Raw genomic sequence first — 17333 nt, 5'->3', positions numbered from 1 at the left:
TTCATCAACATGAGATGCCCGGGCCAAGCCCGAGCATGACGGAACAGAGGCCGTCTGAAAGCCATTGAAACCCTATTCAATAAAAACACAACCATTGGATAACCATGATTGAAATACGCAACGTCAACCACGCCATCGGCGGACAAACCATTTTAAACAACGTCAGCCTCGATATTCCGCAAGGCGGCATCACCGCGTTAATCGGCCCCAACGGCGCGGGCAAATCGACGCTGCTGTCGCTGATGGCGCGGCTGCAACCGCTGCACGGCGGCCGCATCGCCTACAACGGCAAAGACGTTTCCCGCACCCCCACCGCCGAGCTGGCGCGGGTGTTGTCGATACTCACGCAGGAAAACAGCATCATCAGCCGCATTTCGGTGCGCGATTTGCTGATGTTCGGCCGCTATCCCTACCATCAGGGCAGGCCGTCTGAAAGCGACAAAGCCATCGTGGAAAACGCGCTGGCCGAATTCCAGCTGTTGCCGCTTGCCCACCGCTACCTCACCGAATTGTCCGGCGGCCAGCGCCAGAGGGCGATGATTGCGATGGTGTTCTGCCAGAGCACCGAATATGTTTTGCTCGACGAACCACTCAACAACCTCGATATGTATTACGCCCGCAGCCTGATGCAGCTGTTGCAGAAACTCACCCGCGAACACAGGCGCACCACCGTGGTGGTGGTGCACGACATCAACCAGGCCGCGGCCTATGCCGATTTCGTGGTGGCGATGAAAAACGGCGAAGTGGCGCTGCAAGGCCACCCCAACGAGGTGTTTACGCCGCAAAACATCAAAACCCTGTTTGATATGGAGGTGGAAGTATTGGACTACGGCGGCAAAAAGCTGGTGGTGCATCATGTTTGAGGCCGTCTGAAAACGTTTTCAGACGGCCTCGAAGAGGGTTTTGCATTAATTTCATTCATCAACTCCATGCAAATTTAGCGTTTGCAATATGGCGTAAAAACATTCAATATGCCAGCCTGACAAATTGTTCCACCGAATATTCCCGTAAAGGATACCTTATGAATACTTTTCACCTGTCCGGCTATCCGCGCATCGGCGCGAAGCGCGAACTGAAATTTGCCGTCGAAGCCTTTTGGAAAGGCGCGAAAACCGAGGCCGAAGTTGAGGCCGTTGCCGCCGAAATCCGCCGTTTGAACTGGGCCGCCCAAAAAGCCGCCGGCGCCGATTTGGTGCCCGTGGGCGATTTTTCTTTTTACGACCATGTGCTCGATTTGCTGTGCACTTTGGGCGCGATTCCGAAACGCTTCGGTTTCGACGCAGCCAAGTTGACCCTGCCCGAATACTTCCAACTGGCGCGCGGCAACGCCACCCAGTTTGCGATGGAAATGACCAAGTGGTTCGACACCAACTACCACTACATCGTGCCCGAATGGCACGCCGACACCGAATTTTCGGTTAACGCCGGCCGCCTGATCGCCCAAATCAAAGAAGCCAAAGCGCAAGGTTACGACATCAAGCCCACTCTGGTCGGCCCCATCACCCTGCTGTGGCTGGGCAAATCGAAAGACGAAGGCTTCAAACGCCTGAGCCTTCTGCCCAAACTGCTGCCCGTTTACGCCCAACTGTTGCGCGAGCTGGCCGCCGAAGGCGTGGATTGGATTCAGATCGACGAGCCGATTCTGGCGGTGGATGCCGACCAAAACTGGCTGAACGCCTTTGCCGACACTTATAAAGAATTGGCCAACACCGGCGTGCGCATCATCATCGGCACTTATTTTGCTTCCGTTGCCGAACACCTGAACCTGCTGAAAAACCTGCCGGTGCACGGCGTGCACATCGACGCGGTGCGCGCTCCCGAGCAGCTGGCCGTATTCGCCGATGCCTGGCCGGAAAACAAAGTGCTTTCCGTCGGCCTGATCGACGGCCGCAACGTATGGCGCGCCAACTTGAGCAAAGTGATTGACACCCTGAAACCCGTTGCCGACAAACTGGGCAACAACCTGTGGATTGCGCCTTCCTGCTCGCTGCTGCACAGCCCGCAAGATTTGGCCGTCGAAGAAAAACTCGATGCCGAAATCAAATCCTGGATGGCCTTTGCCGCGCAAAAACTGGTTGAGCTGGGCGTGGTGAAACAAGCCCTGGCACACGGCAAAGACAGCGTGAAAGAAGCCATCGCCGCTTCCGACGCCGCCGCCGCCGACCGCGCCACCAACAAGAAAATCCACAACGAAGCCGTGCAAAAACGCGTGGCAGATTTGCCCAAAGGCGCCGACCAGCGCAAATCACCGTTTGCCGAGCGCATCAAAGCCCAACAGGCTTGGATGAACCTGCCCGTGCTGCCCACCACCACCATCGGCTCTTTCCCGCAAACCACCGAAATCCGCCAAGCGCGCGCCGCCTTCAAAAAAGGCGAACTCTCCGCCGCCGATTACGATGCCGCGATGAAAAAAGAAATCGCCTACTGCGTACAAGTGCAGGAAAAACTGGAACTCGACGTGCCCGTGCACGGCGAAGCCGAGCGTAACGACATGGTGGAATACTTCGGCGAGCAACTGGCCGGCTACTGCTTCACCCAGTTCGGTTGGGTGCAAAGCTACGGCAGCCGCTGCGTGAAACCGCCCATCATTTTCGGCGACGTTTCCCGCCCCGAGCCGATGACCGTTTACTGGTCTTCTTATGCCCAAACCTTAACCAAACGCCCGATGAAAGGCATGCTCACCGGCCCCGTTACCATGTTCAAATGGTCGTTCGTGCGCGACGACGTGCCCTTGAGCGTAGTGGCCAAACAAATCGCGCTGGCCTTGAACGACGAAGTGCTGGATTTGGAAAAAGCCGGCATCAAAGTGATTCAGATCGACGAGCCGGCCATCCGCGAAGCCATGCCGCTGAAAAAAGCGCAATGGGACGAATACCTGGCCTGGGCCTGCGAATCTTTCCGCCTGTCGTCCACCGGCGCCGAAGACAGCACCCAAATCCACACCCATATGTGCTACTCGGAGTTTAACGACATCCTGCCCGCCATCGCCTCTATGGATGCCGACGTGATCACCATCGAAACTTCGCGTTCCGATATGGAATTGCTGACTGCGTTCGGCGACTTCAAATACCCGAACGACATCGGCCCGGGCGTGTACGACATCCACAGCCCGCGCGTGCCGACCGCCGCCGAAATCGAGCACCTGCTGCGCAAAGCGATGGAAGTGGTGCCGGTTGAGCGCCTGTGGGTCAACCCCGACTGCGGCCTGAAAACCCGCGGCTGGAAAGAAACTGTCGAGCAGTTGGAAGTGATGATGGAAGTAACCAAAAAACTGCGCGCCGAATTGGCCAAATAATGCCGAGTCTTTGAAATAGAGCAACAAAGGCCGTCTGAAAGTTTTCAGACGGCCTTTTAAACATCCGGCCCGCCCGCTCTTTTCGGGATAAAATAGCCGCACCGGATTATTTTCTGAAGAGAAGGCAACCGCCATGGGCAAAATATTTGAAACCGAAGAAACAGGCGTAGGCAAATGCCCCGACTGTACTGTTGAGGTAGGCGCTGTTTTCGATAATGAAAACCGTACCATTGATATTGTGAAGGTGTTTCCTACCGAAACGGAAGCCAAAGACGCTTTGGCGTTTTATACGCAGAAAGCCCGCGAGACCGAAAGCGAACCGTGCGCCATAACCGGCACCGTCAGCGCCGTCGAAGGCGGCTGGCAATTGCGTGCCCGTTTTGATTTTTGCTGCCAGGCCGAAGCGGTTATCTTCCGGTTTTCCGCCCGCTGAACTTTCCGGCAACCCGACACACAATGAAGCAGGCCGTCTGAAGTTTTTCAGACGGCCCAAACGAGTTTTGCAAAGGCATCGGCCTGATTGGGTTTCAAAAGGCCGCAGCCCGATTCGCAATGCCATATCTTTTTGGTATCCCTCTGTAATCAAAACGGTATTTCTCCATTTTTCCACTCCCTCCTATACTGAAACCGTTTCCCGTGTATCTGAATGAGGAGTTGAAAATGTCGCAACAATCCAATCAAGTTCATGATTTGCGCTCTGCCTTGGCGTTTCTGCAAACGCTGCCGGGCGAGCTGGTTTCCACCGATGTTGAAGTCGATCCGACCGCCGAGCTTTCGGGGGTGTACCGTTATGTGGGTGCGGGCGGCACCTGTAAGCGCCCGACCAAGAAAAACGGCCCGGCCATGGTGTTTAACAATGTGAAAGGCTTTCCGGGTATCCGCGTGGCCATCGGCCTCTTGGGTTCGCGCAAACGTGTGGGGCAGTTTTTAAACTGCCCGCCGGAGCGCTTGGGTTTTCTGCTGAAAGATTCCGTGCAAAACCCTATTCCGCCCGTTTTATAGTGGATTAAAATAAGAATGCCGAAGTAGGGTAAAACGATTCTTTAGCATATCGCCCAATTGCAAGTTTGAATGCAGTTATTTCATTTCGGAGTTTTTATTTGAATTCACTATAAAGCAAGGAACACCCGAATGTCAGGAAGTGGTGCATCTGGCCAGCGACCCGGATTTCGACCTGCGCACGCTGCTGCCCGCACCGACCAACACTATCGAAGATGCAGGCCCTTATTTCACCATGGGGTTGTGTTATGCCTCCGACCCTGAAACGGGCGAATCCGACGTAACCATCCACCGCTTGTGCGTACAGGGTAAAGACGAGCTGTCGATGTGGCTGACGCCCGGCCGGCATATCGACGCTTTCCGCCAAAAAGCCGAGGCCATGGGCAAACCGCTGCCGATTTCCATCAGCATCGGCGTGGATCCGGCCGTGGAAATGGCCATCTGTTTCGAGCCGCCCACCACGCCGCTGGGCTACGACGAATTAGGTATCGCCGGCGCCTTGCGCGGCCGTGCGGTCGAAATGGCGAAATGTTTGACCATTAACGAGCGTGCCATCGCGCATGCCGAAGTGGTTATCGAAGGCGAACTGCTGCCCGATGTGCGCGTGCGCGAGGATCAAAATTCCGACACGGGCAAATCTATGCCTGAATTTCCGGGTTACACGGGCGATGCCAAACCTGCCTTGCCGGTTATCAAAGTGAAGGCCGTTACCCACCGCAAAAACCCGATTCTGCGCACCACGATGGGGCCGGGCGAAGAACATGTGAACATGGCCGGTATTCCCACCGAAGCCAGTATTCTCGAGATGGTGGAACGGGCGATGCCGGGCAGGCTGCAAAACGTGTTCGCCCACACATCCGGCGGCGGCAAGCTGCTGGCCGTGATGCAGTTTAAGAAAACCGCACCGGTGGACGAAGGGCGCCAGCGTCAAGCCGCTATTTTGGCGTTTGCCGCCTTCCCCGAACTGAAACATGTGATTTTGGTAGACGAAGATGTGGATATATTCGATACCGACGATGTGTTGTGGGCGATGCAGACCCGTTATCAGGGCGACATCGACACCTTGTTTATCCCCGGCGTGCGCTGCCATCCGCTTGATCCGTCGCAAACGCCCGAATTCAGTTCCCGCCTGATTGCCGAGGGCACTTCGTGCAAAACGATTTTCGACTGCACCGTGCCGTTTAAATTGAAACCCGAATTCGAGCGCTGCAAATTCAAAGAAGTGGATGTCAAACGCTTCCTGCCCGATTTCGAGCCGTAACGGAGGTAAAAAAATGGCTGAACGACGCATCATCATCGGCATCAGCGGTGCCAGCGGTTTTCAATACGGCTACAAAGCCCTGCAACTGCTGCGGCAGCTTCCCGATATCGAAGTGCATTTGGTGGTATCGAAAGGCGCCGAAACAACCAGGGCTTTGGAAACCCCCTACAGCCGGGAAGAAGTCTGCGCGCTGGCCGATGTGGTGCATTCCGCCCAAAATCTGGCCGCCGCGATTTCCAGCGGTTCGTTTAAAACGGCGGGTATGTTGGTGGCACCGTGTTCGATGCGATCTTTGGCGGCGATTGCCCACGGTTTTTCCGACAACCTGCTGACCCGGGCGGCCGACGTGGTGCTGAAAGACCGCCGCCGCTTGGTGCTGATGGTGCGGGAAACCCCTTTGAATCTCGCCCATCTCGACAATATGCGCCGCGTAACGGAAATGGGCGGCATCATTTTCCCGCCCGTGCCGGCTTTGTACCAGCAGCCCGAAAGCGTTGACCAAATCCTTACCCACAGCGTCGGCCGTGCTTTGGATATGTTCGACATTCACCTTCCCGGGCTGCCGCGTTGGAGCGGAGGCAGCAGGGCGCAATAAACCCGTGCCGATTTTCAGGCGGCCTGCCTCCTGCCTGAAGCGCAACCGGTGCAGGCTTAAACGGCACGGCGGTTTTCCGGCCAAGCGGTATTTCAGGCCGTCTGAAAACAGCGACCCGGAAGGCATGACGTTACCGCACCAACACCTTTTCATTGCTATTTTTAGGAGAACGATATGGTTATCGGTCCTTTTGTCAACGGCAGCGCCGTGGTTATCGGCGGGCTGCTGGGTGCATTTGCCGGCGCGAAACTGCCGGAACGGGTGCGCGTGGGCCTCAACCCTTTATTTGGTTTGTGTTCTATGGGGTTGGGCATTATGGTTATCCCCGGCGTGAAATATTTCGCCGCCGTGGTGCTGGCTTCGGTTATCGGTTTGGCTATCGGCGAGTTGTGCTATATCGAAAAAGGTATCAACAAGCTGGCCGGCAGTGCACGCGGCCTGATTGATAAAGTATTCCCGCCCGTCGGCGGCCTGTCGCAGGAAGAATTTTTGGATAAATATGTGGCGATTCTGGTGCTTTTCTGCGCCAGCGGCACCGGTGTGTTCGGCTCCATGCACGAGGGCATGACCGGTGATCCGTCCATTCTCTACATCAAAACTATTTTGGACTTGTTTACCGCCGGCATTTTCGCCATCACGCTGGGCTATGCCGTTGCCGTTATTGCCGTGCCGCAACTGGTTATCCAATTGAGCCTTGCCGCATTGGCTGCTTTTATCGTGCCGATGACCACGCCCGAAATGCGTGCCGACTTTTCGGCGGCCGGCGGCCTGATTATGCTGGCCACTGGTTTGCGGATTTGCGGGATCAAATCGTTCCCCGTCGCCAATATGCTGCCTGCCTTGGTATTGGTGATGCCGATTTCGTATCTGTGGGGAACCTATATCGCTTGATACCGGTTTTCAGACGGCCAGACACCTTGCAGCATTTGCGTTTAGGCCGTCTGAAAACAAGGCAAACAAACAGGAAAGAGAATTTCTATGCAGCCCGTTTCCCGACCCGTTGCCAAATTTATCGCCGATAACCATGTTGTCAGCTTGGCCGTACATGATGCAGACGGCCTTTGGGCGGCAAGCTGTTTTTATGTGTTTGACGAAGAGAAGATGTTGCTGGTGATATTGACCGACACAGGCACCCGCCACGGCCGGGCCATGCTCGAACATCCCGCCGTTGCCGGCACCATTGCCGGCCAGCCCGAACAAATACGCGATATCTGCGGTATCCAGTTTACCGCGCGTGCCGAATGCCTGCCGGAAGGGGCGGCGCACCAAGCGGCACTAGCACGCTACACCCGCTCCCATCCGATGGCCAAATTGGTTCCCGCCGATGTGTGGGCACTGCACTTTGAAAGCATCAAATACACCGACAATAAATATGTTTTCGCCCATAAAATATATTGGCGGCGCAACGGTGCCGACGGGTAAGCACCGCCCGGGCATACAATGAAACGGCTGCTTTATCCGGCAAAGGCCGTCTGAAAAAAAGTATGCCGCATCAGCCGCCGTTTATGCCGATCAACTATTCTCTCCGGTATATCCTTCTTCCAATACGGCCAGAATTTCCCCGATCTCCGGCGTCGCTGCCAACTTGACTAACGTAGGGAAAAACATCAGCACTTCCGGCAACAGGCGGATTATCCGGCAATGGGCCAGTTTTGCCGCACGAACCTCTGATTCCGGCAGCAAAGAGGCCGCTTCCACGCCGCTTTCCAGCCAATCCAAAATCACATTAGGCTGGGAAATGTGCATGATAACGTTTGGGTTCACCCCGTTTTTCCGCAATTTGTCCTGCAAAAATTCAAACGTACCCGTGCCGTTAATCCGCCGCAGCAACACCAGCGGGAACCTGCCTAAATCGTTCAAGTGTATCGAATCCCCGTTAAAGCCCTCCAGCAGACTGTTATGCGCCACCACCACGGTATTGACTGCCGGAAATGAAATACAGTCATACCCTTCCAGATTATAAGGACGCTGAATCAAGGCAATGTCAATCACGCCGTTATGCAGCAACGTTTCCAAATGGCTGGAGTCCGACACCACTACGCCTATTTCCAAGTGCGGGTACTTTTGGTGCAGCTTGATCAGAAGCGGTTGAAAATACCGCTGAAACAGATGGGTCAGCCCGATTTTGAGCGTTCTGGTCTGCCTGCCTGCAAATAGCTGGGTTTCGCGTTCGATGTTTTGGATATTTTTTAAGACTTCCACAGCATGGTTGTAAAGGAAAAAGCCTGTCGGCGTTGGCTCGATTTTTCCACTTTGCCGCAAAAACAGGGGAGCGCCCACCTCTTCCTCCAGCTCCTGCAACCGCTTGCTTAGCGGCGGCTGGGAAATATGCAGCGCCTGCGCCGCCTTGCTGATACTGCCGTGCTCAACCACGGCGCAGAAATATTTCAGTCTTTTCAAATCCACTTTCCGCTCCTTATCTGCTTCTTTTTACTTGCTTACGCTGTGCCAAACTCAGCCCTGCTCATTTTCAGACGGCCTGAAACCATATTGCATGAATGATGCCGGCCTGACAAATTGTTTCAGCGGATATTCCCGTAAAGGATACCTTACGAATACTTCCCGTTTGTCCGGCTATCCGCGCGCCGGCGCAAAGTGCGAACTGAACTTTGCCGTTGAGGCCTTTTGGAAAAGCGCAAGAAACGGAGCCAAGTCCGTCGCAGCCGAAATCCGCCGCGCCAACCGGGCCGCCCAAAAAACTGCATGCCGGGTCGGCCGCCAAATAATGCTGAGTTTTTGAAATAGGGAAACAAAGGCCGAGACCTTTGCAAAAAAACCAATTCAACCCTGAAAAGGTTTGTGCCTCGTCATTCCCGCGTAGGCGGGAATCCAGCCTTTAAACCATTAAGTATTTTATTTCAATAGCTTACAAAAAAACGACTGGATTCCCGCCTACGCGGGAATGACGATGGTTGAATATTTCAGACGGCCTAAATGAATTTTGCAAAGGTCTCAGGCCGTCTGAAAAGTTTTCAGACGGCCTTTTTGTGCGTGTTGCCTTTGTTTGAGGGTTAGGCATCGGCATCGCCCGCCAGCCCGGCGGCGGTTTGGTCGGGGGTGAAGCGGACGGATTGCGGGTAGGGGAAGAAGTCGTCATACAGCCCCTGTTGCAGCCGCTCTTTTTTACCCTGCCAGAATTCGGGGGTGAGCAGGTCTTTGTGGTGTTGCAGGAATACCTGCCGCACGTCGGGTTCGCCGAGCAGGAACGGGCCGAATTCTTCGGGGAAAACGTCGCCTTTGTTGACGGGATACCAAACTTCGCCCGACATTTCGTATTCGGGGTTGGGCGCGGGCGGGATTTTGCGGAAGTTGCAGTCGGTCATGTATTCGATTTCGTCGTAGTCGTAGAAAATCACGCGGCCGAAACGGGTCATGCCGAAGTTTTTATAGAGCATGTCGCCGGGAAAGATGTTGGCCGAGGCCAGCTCTTTGAGCGCGTAGCCGTAGTCGATAACGGCGGCGGCTTTGTCGGCGGGTTTGGCACGCTGCATAAAGAGGTTGAGCGGTTTGAGGCGGTATTCGACGTAAACGTGTTTGATAATCGCCCATTCTTCGTTTTCTTCAAACTGGCTCGGCGCGAGCGTGCGCATTTCGTTGAGAAACTCTTCGTCGCAGCGCGATTTGGGCAGGGCGACGTTGGAAAATTCGAGCGTGTCGGCCATGCGCCCGACGCGGTCGTGTTTTTTCACCAGCAGGTATTTTTGGCGCACGTATTCGCGGTCGAAATCTTTGTTGGGGCCGAATTTGTCTTTAATCACTTTAAACACATAGGGAAACGACGGCAGCGTAAACACGCTCATCACCAGCCCTTTCACGCCGGGGGCGAGGATGAATTTGTCGTGCGAGTATTCGAGGTGTTGGGCAAACTCGCGCCACCAGATGTTTTTGCCTTGTTTTTGCAGGCCGACCATGGTGTAGAGGTCGCCGGGTGCGCGCATCGGCAGCATATCGTGCAGAAAGCGGATGTAGCCGCTGGGCACGGGCATGTCCACCAGAAAATAGGCGCGGGCGAATGAAAACAGCACGGCAATCTGCTGGGCTTCAAACAGGGCGGCATCCACTTTCAGACGGCCTGAGGCTTCGTCGTGCAGCACGGCCAGTGCAAACGGGTGGCGCACGGCGCCGTTGACAATCTGCCCGAAAATGTAGGCGCCTTTGTTGCGGTAAAACGGTGAGTTGAGCACGCGCACGTGCAGGTTCATTTCCTGCGGCGGCCATTCGGCCTGAAAGTGCCGGCGGGCGGCGCGCAGGATATTGCCGATGTCGCGGTTGAGATCGGCAAACGGCACGTTCCAGCCGAAGTGGCGCAGTATGTTGCGCAGGCAGCCGCGCAGCCCTTGCGTTTCGGGATAAAACGAGCGGAACGTGGGCGGATTGGAGTCGATGTATTCGGTGCTGGTGGAGGGTTTGACGAAGATAAACTGGTTGTTGAAATATTCTTTGGCCAAGAGTTTGGTGGAAACCGAGTTGAAAAAGGTTTCCGCCAGCTCGGGTTGTTTGTGGTTGACGAGCAGGGCGATGTATTCGGTTTTGGCCGCCGCCCATACATCGTCGCTTAAGGCGGTGGCGGCGTGTTCGCTGCGCAGGGCATCGACGGCTTCGCGCACACGCTGGTCATACATCTGGATGCGCTCGGCCACCAAATCTTGAATGCCGCGCCAGTTTTTCTGCTCGAAAAGCTCTTTGGCGCGCTCGGTAACTTCTCGGAAAAGGCGGTAGTGTTTGTTGAAACCGGCGAGCATGGTTTCGGCCACTTCCCGCCCAAGTTGCTGGGTGAGTTGTCGGGGCATTTTTATTTTCTTCCTTTGCGGTTGCCGTTATCGTGAACCCAATTACTCCGGTACAAGGCGGCAAGCCGCAGAGAGTGCGAATAGCACGGCAAGGCGCAGCAGCGCGGTAACGGAGTAAGTGGGTTCACCATAGGCGGCTGTTTGTAGTTTGGTGTAACCTTATGATGTTTTAGGCAGCTTGGCAAGTGCGCGGAAACGGTTCGGGCAAAACGGCAGCGGCCGTCTGAAAGTATATTCAGACGGCCGCTGCCGTTTGGCAAAAGGCGGGTTAAGTGCTTTGGTTGTCTTGCAGGATTTTGTCGTACACCGCCACGGGCACATAGCGGCGTATCATGTCGCGCCAGCCGTCGGGGCCGACCATGCCTTTCACCATGGTGGAGGAAACTTCGGCGAATTCGCGCGGCGGCATCAGAAACACCGTGGCGATATTGGGGTGAAGGTCGGAATTGATATAGCGTATGGTGCGCTCGTATTCGTAGTCGGAAGCCGTGCGTATGCCGCGCACGATGAATTTGGCGCCGACGCTGTGGGCATAGTTGACCAGAAACTGGTTTTCAAACGAGGTGATGCGCACGTTGGGAAATTCGCTGGAAATGGCTTCGAGCATGGCTTGCCGTTCCGCCACGGTGTAGGTGCTTTTTTTGTCGGGGTTAACGCCGATGGACACGATTAACTCGTCGAACAGGGCTTGTGCTTCGCGTATCATCCACAAATGGCCGTTGGTCGGCGGATCGAAACTGCCGGCATAAACGGCGCGGCGCAGAACGTGGGTAGTCATATCAAAGAAATCAGGTGGGCGTGCAATGCAGGCAAGATGGTCGGCAGGATAAAGGCTGGCAGGGAGGATGTCAAAGAAAAAGACCGAGACCTTTGCAAAACCCCCATCTGCGGCGCATTTCTGCGTTGTGCGCTGCCCGCTCGCTTGCCTAACTTCATGTTATGTCTGCACTCGCTGCGCTGCTACGCCTTGAACTGCATCCGCATCCGGGGGTTTTGCAAAGGGCTCAGGCCGTCTGAATGCGTTTCAGACGGCCTTTTACGGCTGTTTGTGCGTTAAATCAATCTTCGCCGCCCAAAGAGAGCAGAATGTTCAGCAGGCTGCTGAAAATATTATAGATAGAGATAAAGATGGTTAACGCGGCACTGATGTGGCTGGTTTCGCCGCCGTCGATAACGGTGCGGATCTGCCACATAATCATCAGCGAGCTGAAAATCACGAAAGCGGCAGAAAGGGCGAGTGAAAACGCGGGTATTTGCAGGAACATATTGGCCACCACGCCCACCATCAGCACCACCGCGCCCACCAGCAGGAAGCGGCCGAGGCTGTTCATATCGGCTTTGGTGCGGCGCGCCACGGCGGCCATGGTGAAGAACACGGCTGCGGTCATGGCGGCGGCAAGGCCGACGATTTGCGCGCCGTTGCTGAAGCTGAGGCTGTATTGCAGCAGCGGGCTGATCAGCACGCCCATGCCGAAAGTGAACGCCATCAGCAGTGCCGCGCCGGTGTTGCTGTAGCGGTTTTTCTCGATTAAGAAACACATACCGTAGAAAAAGGCCAGCACCACGCCGAACGCAATCCAGCGGTTGCCGAACATGGCATACAGGTTGATGCCGGCCTGGCTGCTGAGAAACGCACCGATGGCGCAGGGAATGAATGAAATGCCGAGCAGGCCGTAGGTTTTGCGCAATACGGTATTTTTCTGCACCGCGCCGGCGGTTTGGGTGTAGTCGTAAACGTCGTTTTGCATGGCGTTTGTCCTATTGTGGTGTGAAAATGATTAAGGAAACGGATTTTAACAGCAAATCAAAGATTTTTGCTGGAAATTATTACGAACGGTTGGCGTGTGGCCGTTGCCGGGCTGCGCTGTCTGCCAAACAAGGTTGCGCCTAAAGCGGCGCATTCAGCCATAACAGCAATATCCACAGCAAAACCGTGATGCTCCATTGCGGCAGGAGCTTGTCCAACTCGGCAGAAAATTGGGCTTTTTTCAGCAAATACAAGTGGATGGCCGAAGCCGCCAGCAATGCGGCGCATAAAAGAAACAGGCCGCCGCCAAAATGCAGCGGCAGCCACAGCGCCCATGCCGCCGCCGCCACCAGCAGCAGCACGGTATGGTAGATTTTGGCACGCGGCAGCCCCAAGCGTACGGCAACGGTGGTTTTGCCGGCCAGCCGGTCGGAGGCGATGTCGCGCATATTGTTGATATTCAACACCATCGCGCACCACAAACCCAATGCCGTAGCAGGCAGCCACGAGGCGGCGTTCAGACGGCCTGTGTGCAGGTATTCCGTGCCCAGCACGCCCAGCCAGCCGAAAAACACCAACACCGCCAAGTCGCCCAGCCCGATATAGCCGTAGGGCTTTTTGCCGGCGGTGTAGGCAAAAGCGGCGGCCACGGAAGCCGCGCCGAGCAACAGCCACAGCAGCCAGCTTTGCGGTTCGGCGGCCGAAATCGCGGGCAGGGCGGAGCAGAGCAGGGCGATGCCGAGCAGGCACGAAACCGCTGCCGTCAGCTTCACCCCGCGCGCCATAGCCGCCGGGCTGATGCGGCCGGAACTGACCATGCGTGCGGGGCCTTTGCGTGCCAACGTGTCGGCCCCGTTGCAGGCATCGCCGTAATCGTTGGCCAGATTGCTGAGGATTTGCAGCGACAGGGCGGTGAGCAGGCACAGGGCCGACACGGTTAAGTTGCCCCGGTGTTGCAGCGCGGCGGTGAGCATGCCGCACAATACCGAAGCGGCGGCCAGCGGCAGGGTGCGTAAACGGGCTGCGGCCAGCCAGTTGCGTACAGACATAACGGAAAATCAATCAGAAGAAATGATGCGATTATAATTTAGGCCGTCTGAAAAAAGTTGACGTCGGTTCAATAACCTTGGATTACAGTCTGAGCCTTTGCAAAATTCTTTTAGGCACCTTAAAACACTTGCGTCAAGCCCGGGTATGACGAAATACAAATAAATTCAGGGTTAAAACGGCTTTTTTGCAAAGGTCTCAACCTGATTCTTCCGACAGCCGGCGCCAAACGGCAAACAGGCCGTCTGAAACGTTTCAGACGGCCTGTTTGCCATGCAGCCTTTATTCCTGCGGCACATAACCCTGCACTTGGTCGGCACCGTCGCCGAAGAAATAGTTTTCCATCTGCTGCGCCAAATATTCGCGCGCGCGCGGGTCGGCAAGGCTGAGACGGTTTTCGTTGATCAGCATGGTTTGGTGGCGCGTCCAAGCGTCCCACGCCTCTTGCGACACGTTTTCGAAAATACGCTTGCCCAAAGCATTGGGCAGCGGGGCGAATTTCATGCCGGGGGCTTCTTTGCCCAGCTTCACGCAGTGAACCATACGGGTCATGGCGGTTTCCTTATGATGGGGTTTTCAGACGGCTGCAATTCTAACGGAGCAGTGCGGGTTTGTATATAATGCGCCTTTTGCCGCCGGGCGGCGGCTTGTTAAACGGCGGTAAAATGTAGTGCCGTGTAGTCAAAACCGCAAAAATTTCGCACGCCTTTGCTCACCGTCAAAGTTCCGTTTGAAAAAATCCGCACAATAACGCCTTTCACGCAAGGAAAAAGCATGAGCGCACGCCAAACCATACTCGATTGGTGCAATCAAACCCTGCAAACCGACTTATATAAAGATTACGCCCCCAACGGCCTGCAAATCGAAGGCAGGGAAGAAATCCGCAAAATCGTTACCGCCGTTACCGCCAGCCGCGCCGCCGCCGCTTATGCGGTAGAGCAGGGCGCCGATATGCTGCTGGTGCACCACGGGCTGTTTTGGAAAAGCGAGCCGGTTACCATCACCGGCTGGAAAAAAGACCGTATCGCCACCCTGCTGGCCTACGGCATCAACATGGCAGGCTACCACCTGCCGCTGGACGCTCACCCCGTTTTAGGCAACAACGCCCAACTGGCCGCCCGCATGGATTGGACAACCGAATATCGGTTCGGCGAACAAAACCTGCTTAACGCAGGCCGTCTGAAAACCCCGCAAACGCTGGCGCAACTGTGCGCAGGCCTGCAAAACCGCCTCGGCCGCACGCCGGTTGCAGTGGGCGGGGAAGGCCGGGTTATCGAACGCATCGTATGGTGCACCGGCGGGGCGCAGGGCTTTTTTCAGACGGCCATAGACGAAGGCGCCGATGCCTATATCACGGGCGAAATCTCCGAGGCGCAATACCACCTGGCCAACGAAACGGGCGTCGCATTTATCGGCGCCGGCCACCATGCCACCGAGCGTTACGGCATACAGGCGCTGGGCACTGCGCTGGCGCAGGAATTCAATATTGAAACGGTATTTTTTGACGAACAAAACCCCGCATAAAATCAAGAAACACCGTAAAACTTTTACCTTATTTTAAATAATACTTTAAGTATCCCCATAAAATCAGGTAGAATTAAAGAGTTTAATGGCTCGGTATTCCCATATCATTAGGATGACTGAAATAATGGAAAATCAAGAAATCAACCAAAGCCGCCGCCGCTTCTTAACGCTGGCGACAGCCGCTGCGGGCGGTGCCGCCGCCGCAGGCGTTGCCGTGCCGTTTCTGGCGAGCTTTTTCCCGTCGGAAAAGGCTAAAGCCGCAGGTGCGCCCATTGAAGTGGATGTCAGCAAAATCGAAGCAGGCCAACTTGTTACCGCCGAATGGCAGGGCAAACCGATTTGGGTGTTGAACCGCACCGAACAGCAGCAGAAAGACCTGCCCACGCTCAATAACGCCGTGGCCGATCCGAAATCGGAAGTCGATCAGCAGCCCGAGTATGCCAAAAACGAGTTGCGTTCCATCAAACCCAATATTTTCGTGGCCATCGGCATCTGCACCCACTTGGGCTGCTCGCCGACTTTCCGTCCCGACGTCGCCCCCGCCGATCTGGGCGCCGATTGGAAGGGCGGTTTCTTCTGCCCGTGCCACGGTTCCAAATTCGACTTGGCGGGCCGCGTGTTCAAAGGCGTGCCGGCACCGACCAACCTGATTATTCCGCCCTACAAATACCTGAACGACACCACTATCCTGGTGGGCGACGATAAATAAAGGGACTTATCATGGCAAACCAAACCAATAACAAAGCAAAGGCATTGTTAGACTGGGTGGACGCACGGTTCCCTTTGTCTAAAATGATGAAAGAGCACGTAACCGAGTATTACGCGCCGAAAAACTTCAACTTCTGGTATTTCTTCGGTTCGCTGGCCATGCTGGTGCTGGTGATTCAAATCGTCAGCGGTATTTTCCTGACCATGAACTACAAGCCCGACGGCAACCTGAACCAATACAACCTGCCCGCCGCCTTTACCGCCGTGGAATACATCATGCGCGACGTTTCCGGCGGCTGGATTATCCGCTATATGCACTCCACCGGCGCCTCCATGTTTTTCGTGGTGGTGTATCTGCATATGTTCCGCGGCCTGATTTACGGCTCGTTCAAAAAACCGCGCGAACTGGTGTGGGTTTTCGGCTCGCTGATTTTTCTGGCGCTGATGGCCGAAGCCTTTATGGGTTACCTGCTGCCGTGGGGTCAGATGTCGTTTTGGGGTGCGCAGGTGATTATCAACCTGTTCGCCGCGATTCCCGTTATCGGCCCTGATTTGTCCACTTGGATCCGCGGCGACTTCAACGTTTCCGACGTTACTCTCAACCGCTTCTTCGCCCTGCATGTGATTGCCGTGCCGCTGGTGCTGGTCGGTTTGGTTGCGGCGCACTTGATTGCCCTGCACGAAGTGGGCTCCAACAACCCCGACGGCGTGGAAATCAAAAAACTGAAAGACGAAAACGGCATTCCGCTCGACGGCATTCCTTTCCACCCCTACTACACCGTGAAAGACATCTTGGGCGTGGTGGTATTTCTGATCGTGTTCTGCGCCATTATGTTCTTCGCCCCCGAAGGCGGCGGCTACTTCTTGGAAAAACCGAACTTCGATGCCGCCAACCCGCTGGTAACGCCCGCACACATTGCGCCGGTATGGTATTTCACACCGTTCTACGCCATTTTGCGCGCGATTCCCTCGTTCTTCGGCACGCAGGTTTGGGGTGTAATCGGTATGGGTGCGGCCGTGGTGCTGATTGCCCTCCTGCCGTGGCTTGACCGCTCTCCCGTGAAATCCGTCCGTTACCGCGGCCCGATTTTCAAAACCATGCTGGTGCTGTTTATCATTTCCTTCATCGGTTTGGGCATTTTGGGTGCTTTGGTGGCCACCGACACCCGCACCATCGTGGCGCGTATTCTGTCTATCATTTACTTTGCATTCTTCCTGGGTATGCCGTTCTATACCAAAATGGATAAAGACCGCGAAGTGCCTGCCCGTGTAACCATGAGCACCACCAAACAGAAGGTGATGTTCTTCGTTTACACCATCATCACCGTGGTAGGCGCATACCTGTTTGCAATTCTGATTTAATGAGG

18 protein-coding genes and 1 pseudogene are annotated in these 17333 nt (G+C 55.4%); 12 read left to right on the top strand and 7 right to left on the bottom strand.

Annotation, left to right across the window (positions count from 1 at the left end):
- The first annotated feature begins 104 nt into the window (after positions 1–104).
- From H3L92_RS09565 to H3L92_RS09530, 8 genes are all read left to right on the top strand, one after another.
- Entirely contained in the window at positions 105–863 is a 759-nt protein-coding gene (locus tag H3L92_RS09565; RefSeq protein ID WP_085365608.1) for an iron ABC transporter ATP-binding protein, read from the top strand.
- Between the two features lie 158 nt (positions 864–1021).
- Complete coding sequence (gene metE, locus H3L92_RS09560; protein ID WP_085365607.1) at positions 1022–3295, top strand: 5-methyltetrahydropteroyltriglutamate--homocysteine S-methyltransferase; 2274 nt, start codon at positions 1022–1024, stop codon at positions 3293–3295.
- Between the two features lie 133 nt (positions 3296–3428).
- Positions 3429–3728, top strand: coding sequence for a YfcZ/YiiS family protein (locus tag H3L92_RS09555; RefSeq protein WP_085365606.1), 300 nt, complete (start codon positions 3429–3431; stop codon positions 3726–3728).
- A gap of 227 nt (positions 3729–3955) precedes the next feature.
- Positions 3956–4297, top strand: coding sequence for a UbiD family decarboxylase (locus tag H3L92_RS09550; protein ID WP_211276407.1), 342 nt, complete (start codon positions 3956–3958; stop codon positions 4295–4297).
- Between the two features lie 46 nt (positions 4298–4343).
- Complete coding sequence (locus H3L92_RS09545) at positions 4344–5555, top strand: UbiD family decarboxylase (RefSeq protein WP_310648961.1); 1212 nt, start codon at positions 4344–4346, stop codon at positions 5553–5555.
- Positions 5556–5568: 13 nt separating this feature from the next.
- A complete protein-coding gene (locus H3L92_RS09540) occupies positions 5569–6150 on the top strand; it encodes a UbiX family flavin prenyltransferase (protein ID WP_085365605.1) in 582 nt (193 codons plus the stop codon).
- Between the two features lie 174 nt (positions 6151–6324).
- Positions 6325–7041, top strand: a complete 717-nt coding sequence (locus H3L92_RS09535) for a DUF554 domain-containing protein (RefSeq protein ID WP_085365604.1) — start codon at positions 6325–6327, stop codon at positions 7039–7041.
- A gap of 87 nt (positions 7042–7128) precedes the next feature.
- Entirely contained in the window at positions 7129–7572 is a 444-nt protein-coding gene (locus tag H3L92_RS09530) for a pyridoxamine 5'-phosphate oxidase family protein (RefSeq protein ID WP_085365603.1), read from the top strand.
- A 90-nt stretch (positions 7573–7662) separates the two neighbouring features.
- Here the strand turns inward: H3L92_RS09530 and H3L92_RS09525 are convergent, their stop codons facing one another.
- The 4 genes from H3L92_RS09525 to coaD all read right to left on the bottom strand — a co-directional run bounded on the left by H3L92_RS09525 (position 7663) and on the right by coaD (position 11718).
- Entirely contained in the window at positions 7663–8556 is an 894-nt protein-coding gene (locus H3L92_RS09525; protein ID WP_085365602.1) for a LysR family transcriptional regulator, read from the bottom strand.
- 64 nt (positions 8557–8620) lie between these two features.
- Positions 8621–8935, bottom strand: a complete 315-nt coding sequence (locus H3L92_RS09520) for a hypothetical protein (protein ID WP_158088144.1) — start codon at positions 8933–8935, stop codon at positions 8621–8623.
- A gap of 226 nt (positions 8936–9161) precedes the next feature.
- Entirely contained in the window at positions 9162–10940 is a 1779-nt protein-coding gene (gene aceK, locus H3L92_RS09515) for a bifunctional isocitrate dehydrogenase kinase/phosphatase (RefSeq protein WP_085365601.1), read from the bottom strand.
- Positions 10941–11208: 268 nt separating this feature from the next.
- A complete protein-coding gene (gene coaD / locus H3L92_RS09510) occupies positions 11209–11718 on the bottom strand; it encodes a pantetheine-phosphate adenylyltransferase (RefSeq protein ID WP_085365600.1) in 510 nt (169 codons plus the stop codon).
- Between the two features lie 92 nt (positions 11719–11810).
- Between coaD and H3L92_RS13375 the strand changes: the two are divergent.
- Positions 11811–11957 (top strand): annotated as a pseudogene (locus H3L92_RS13375) (lipoprotein signal peptidase).
- Positions 11958–11998: 41 nt separating this feature from the next.
- Here the strand turns inward: H3L92_RS13375 and H3L92_RS09505 are convergent.
- From H3L92_RS09505 to H3L92_RS09495, 3 genes are all read right to left on the bottom strand, one after another.
- Positions 11999–12688, bottom strand: a complete 690-nt coding sequence (locus tag H3L92_RS09505; protein WP_085365599.1) for a Bax inhibitor-1/YccA family protein — start codon at positions 12686–12688, stop codon at positions 11999–12001.
- A gap of 139 nt (positions 12689–12827) precedes the next feature.
- Complete coding sequence (gene menA / locus H3L92_RS09500; protein ID WP_085365598.1) at positions 12828–13736, bottom strand: 1,4-dihydroxy-2-naphthoate octaprenyltransferase; 909 nt, start codon at positions 13734–13736, stop codon at positions 12828–12830.
- A gap of 280 nt (positions 13737–14016) precedes the next feature.
- Complete coding sequence (locus H3L92_RS09495) at positions 14017–14286, bottom strand: oxidative damage protection protein (RefSeq protein WP_085365597.1); 270 nt, start codon at positions 14284–14286, stop codon at positions 14017–14019.
- Positions 14287–14508: 222 nt separating this feature from the next.
- On the opposite strand from H3L92_RS09495, the gene H3L92_RS09490 reads away from it, so the two are divergent.
- The 3 genes from H3L92_RS09490 (at position 14509) to H3L92_RS09480 (ending at position 17328) form a co-directional block, all read left to right on the top strand.
- On the top strand, positions 14509–15258 hold the full coding sequence (locus H3L92_RS09490) for a Nif3-like dinuclear metal center hexameric protein (RefSeq protein WP_085365596.1): 750 nt from the start codon (positions 14509–14511) through the stop codon (positions 15256–15258).
- A 124-nt stretch (positions 15259–15382) separates the two neighbouring features.
- On the top strand, positions 15383–15967 hold the full coding sequence (gene petA / locus H3L92_RS09485) for a ubiquinol-cytochrome c reductase iron-sulfur subunit (RefSeq protein WP_085365595.1): 585 nt from the start codon (positions 15383–15385) through the stop codon (positions 15965–15967).
- Positions 15968–15978: 11 nt separating this feature from the next.
- On the top strand, positions 15979–17328 hold the full coding sequence (locus H3L92_RS09480; protein ID WP_085365594.1) for a cytochrome b: 1350 nt from the start codon (positions 15979–15981) through the stop codon (positions 17326–17328).
- Positions 17329–17333 lie beyond the last annotated feature (5 nt).

It is taken from the genome of Neisseria dentiae, from assembly GCF_014055005.1.
Classification (GTDB): Bacteria; Pseudomonadota; Gammaproteobacteria; order Burkholderiales; family Neisseriaceae; genus Neisseria; species Neisseria dentiae.
This window is presented reverse-complemented; position numbering and strand designations above follow the sequence as displayed.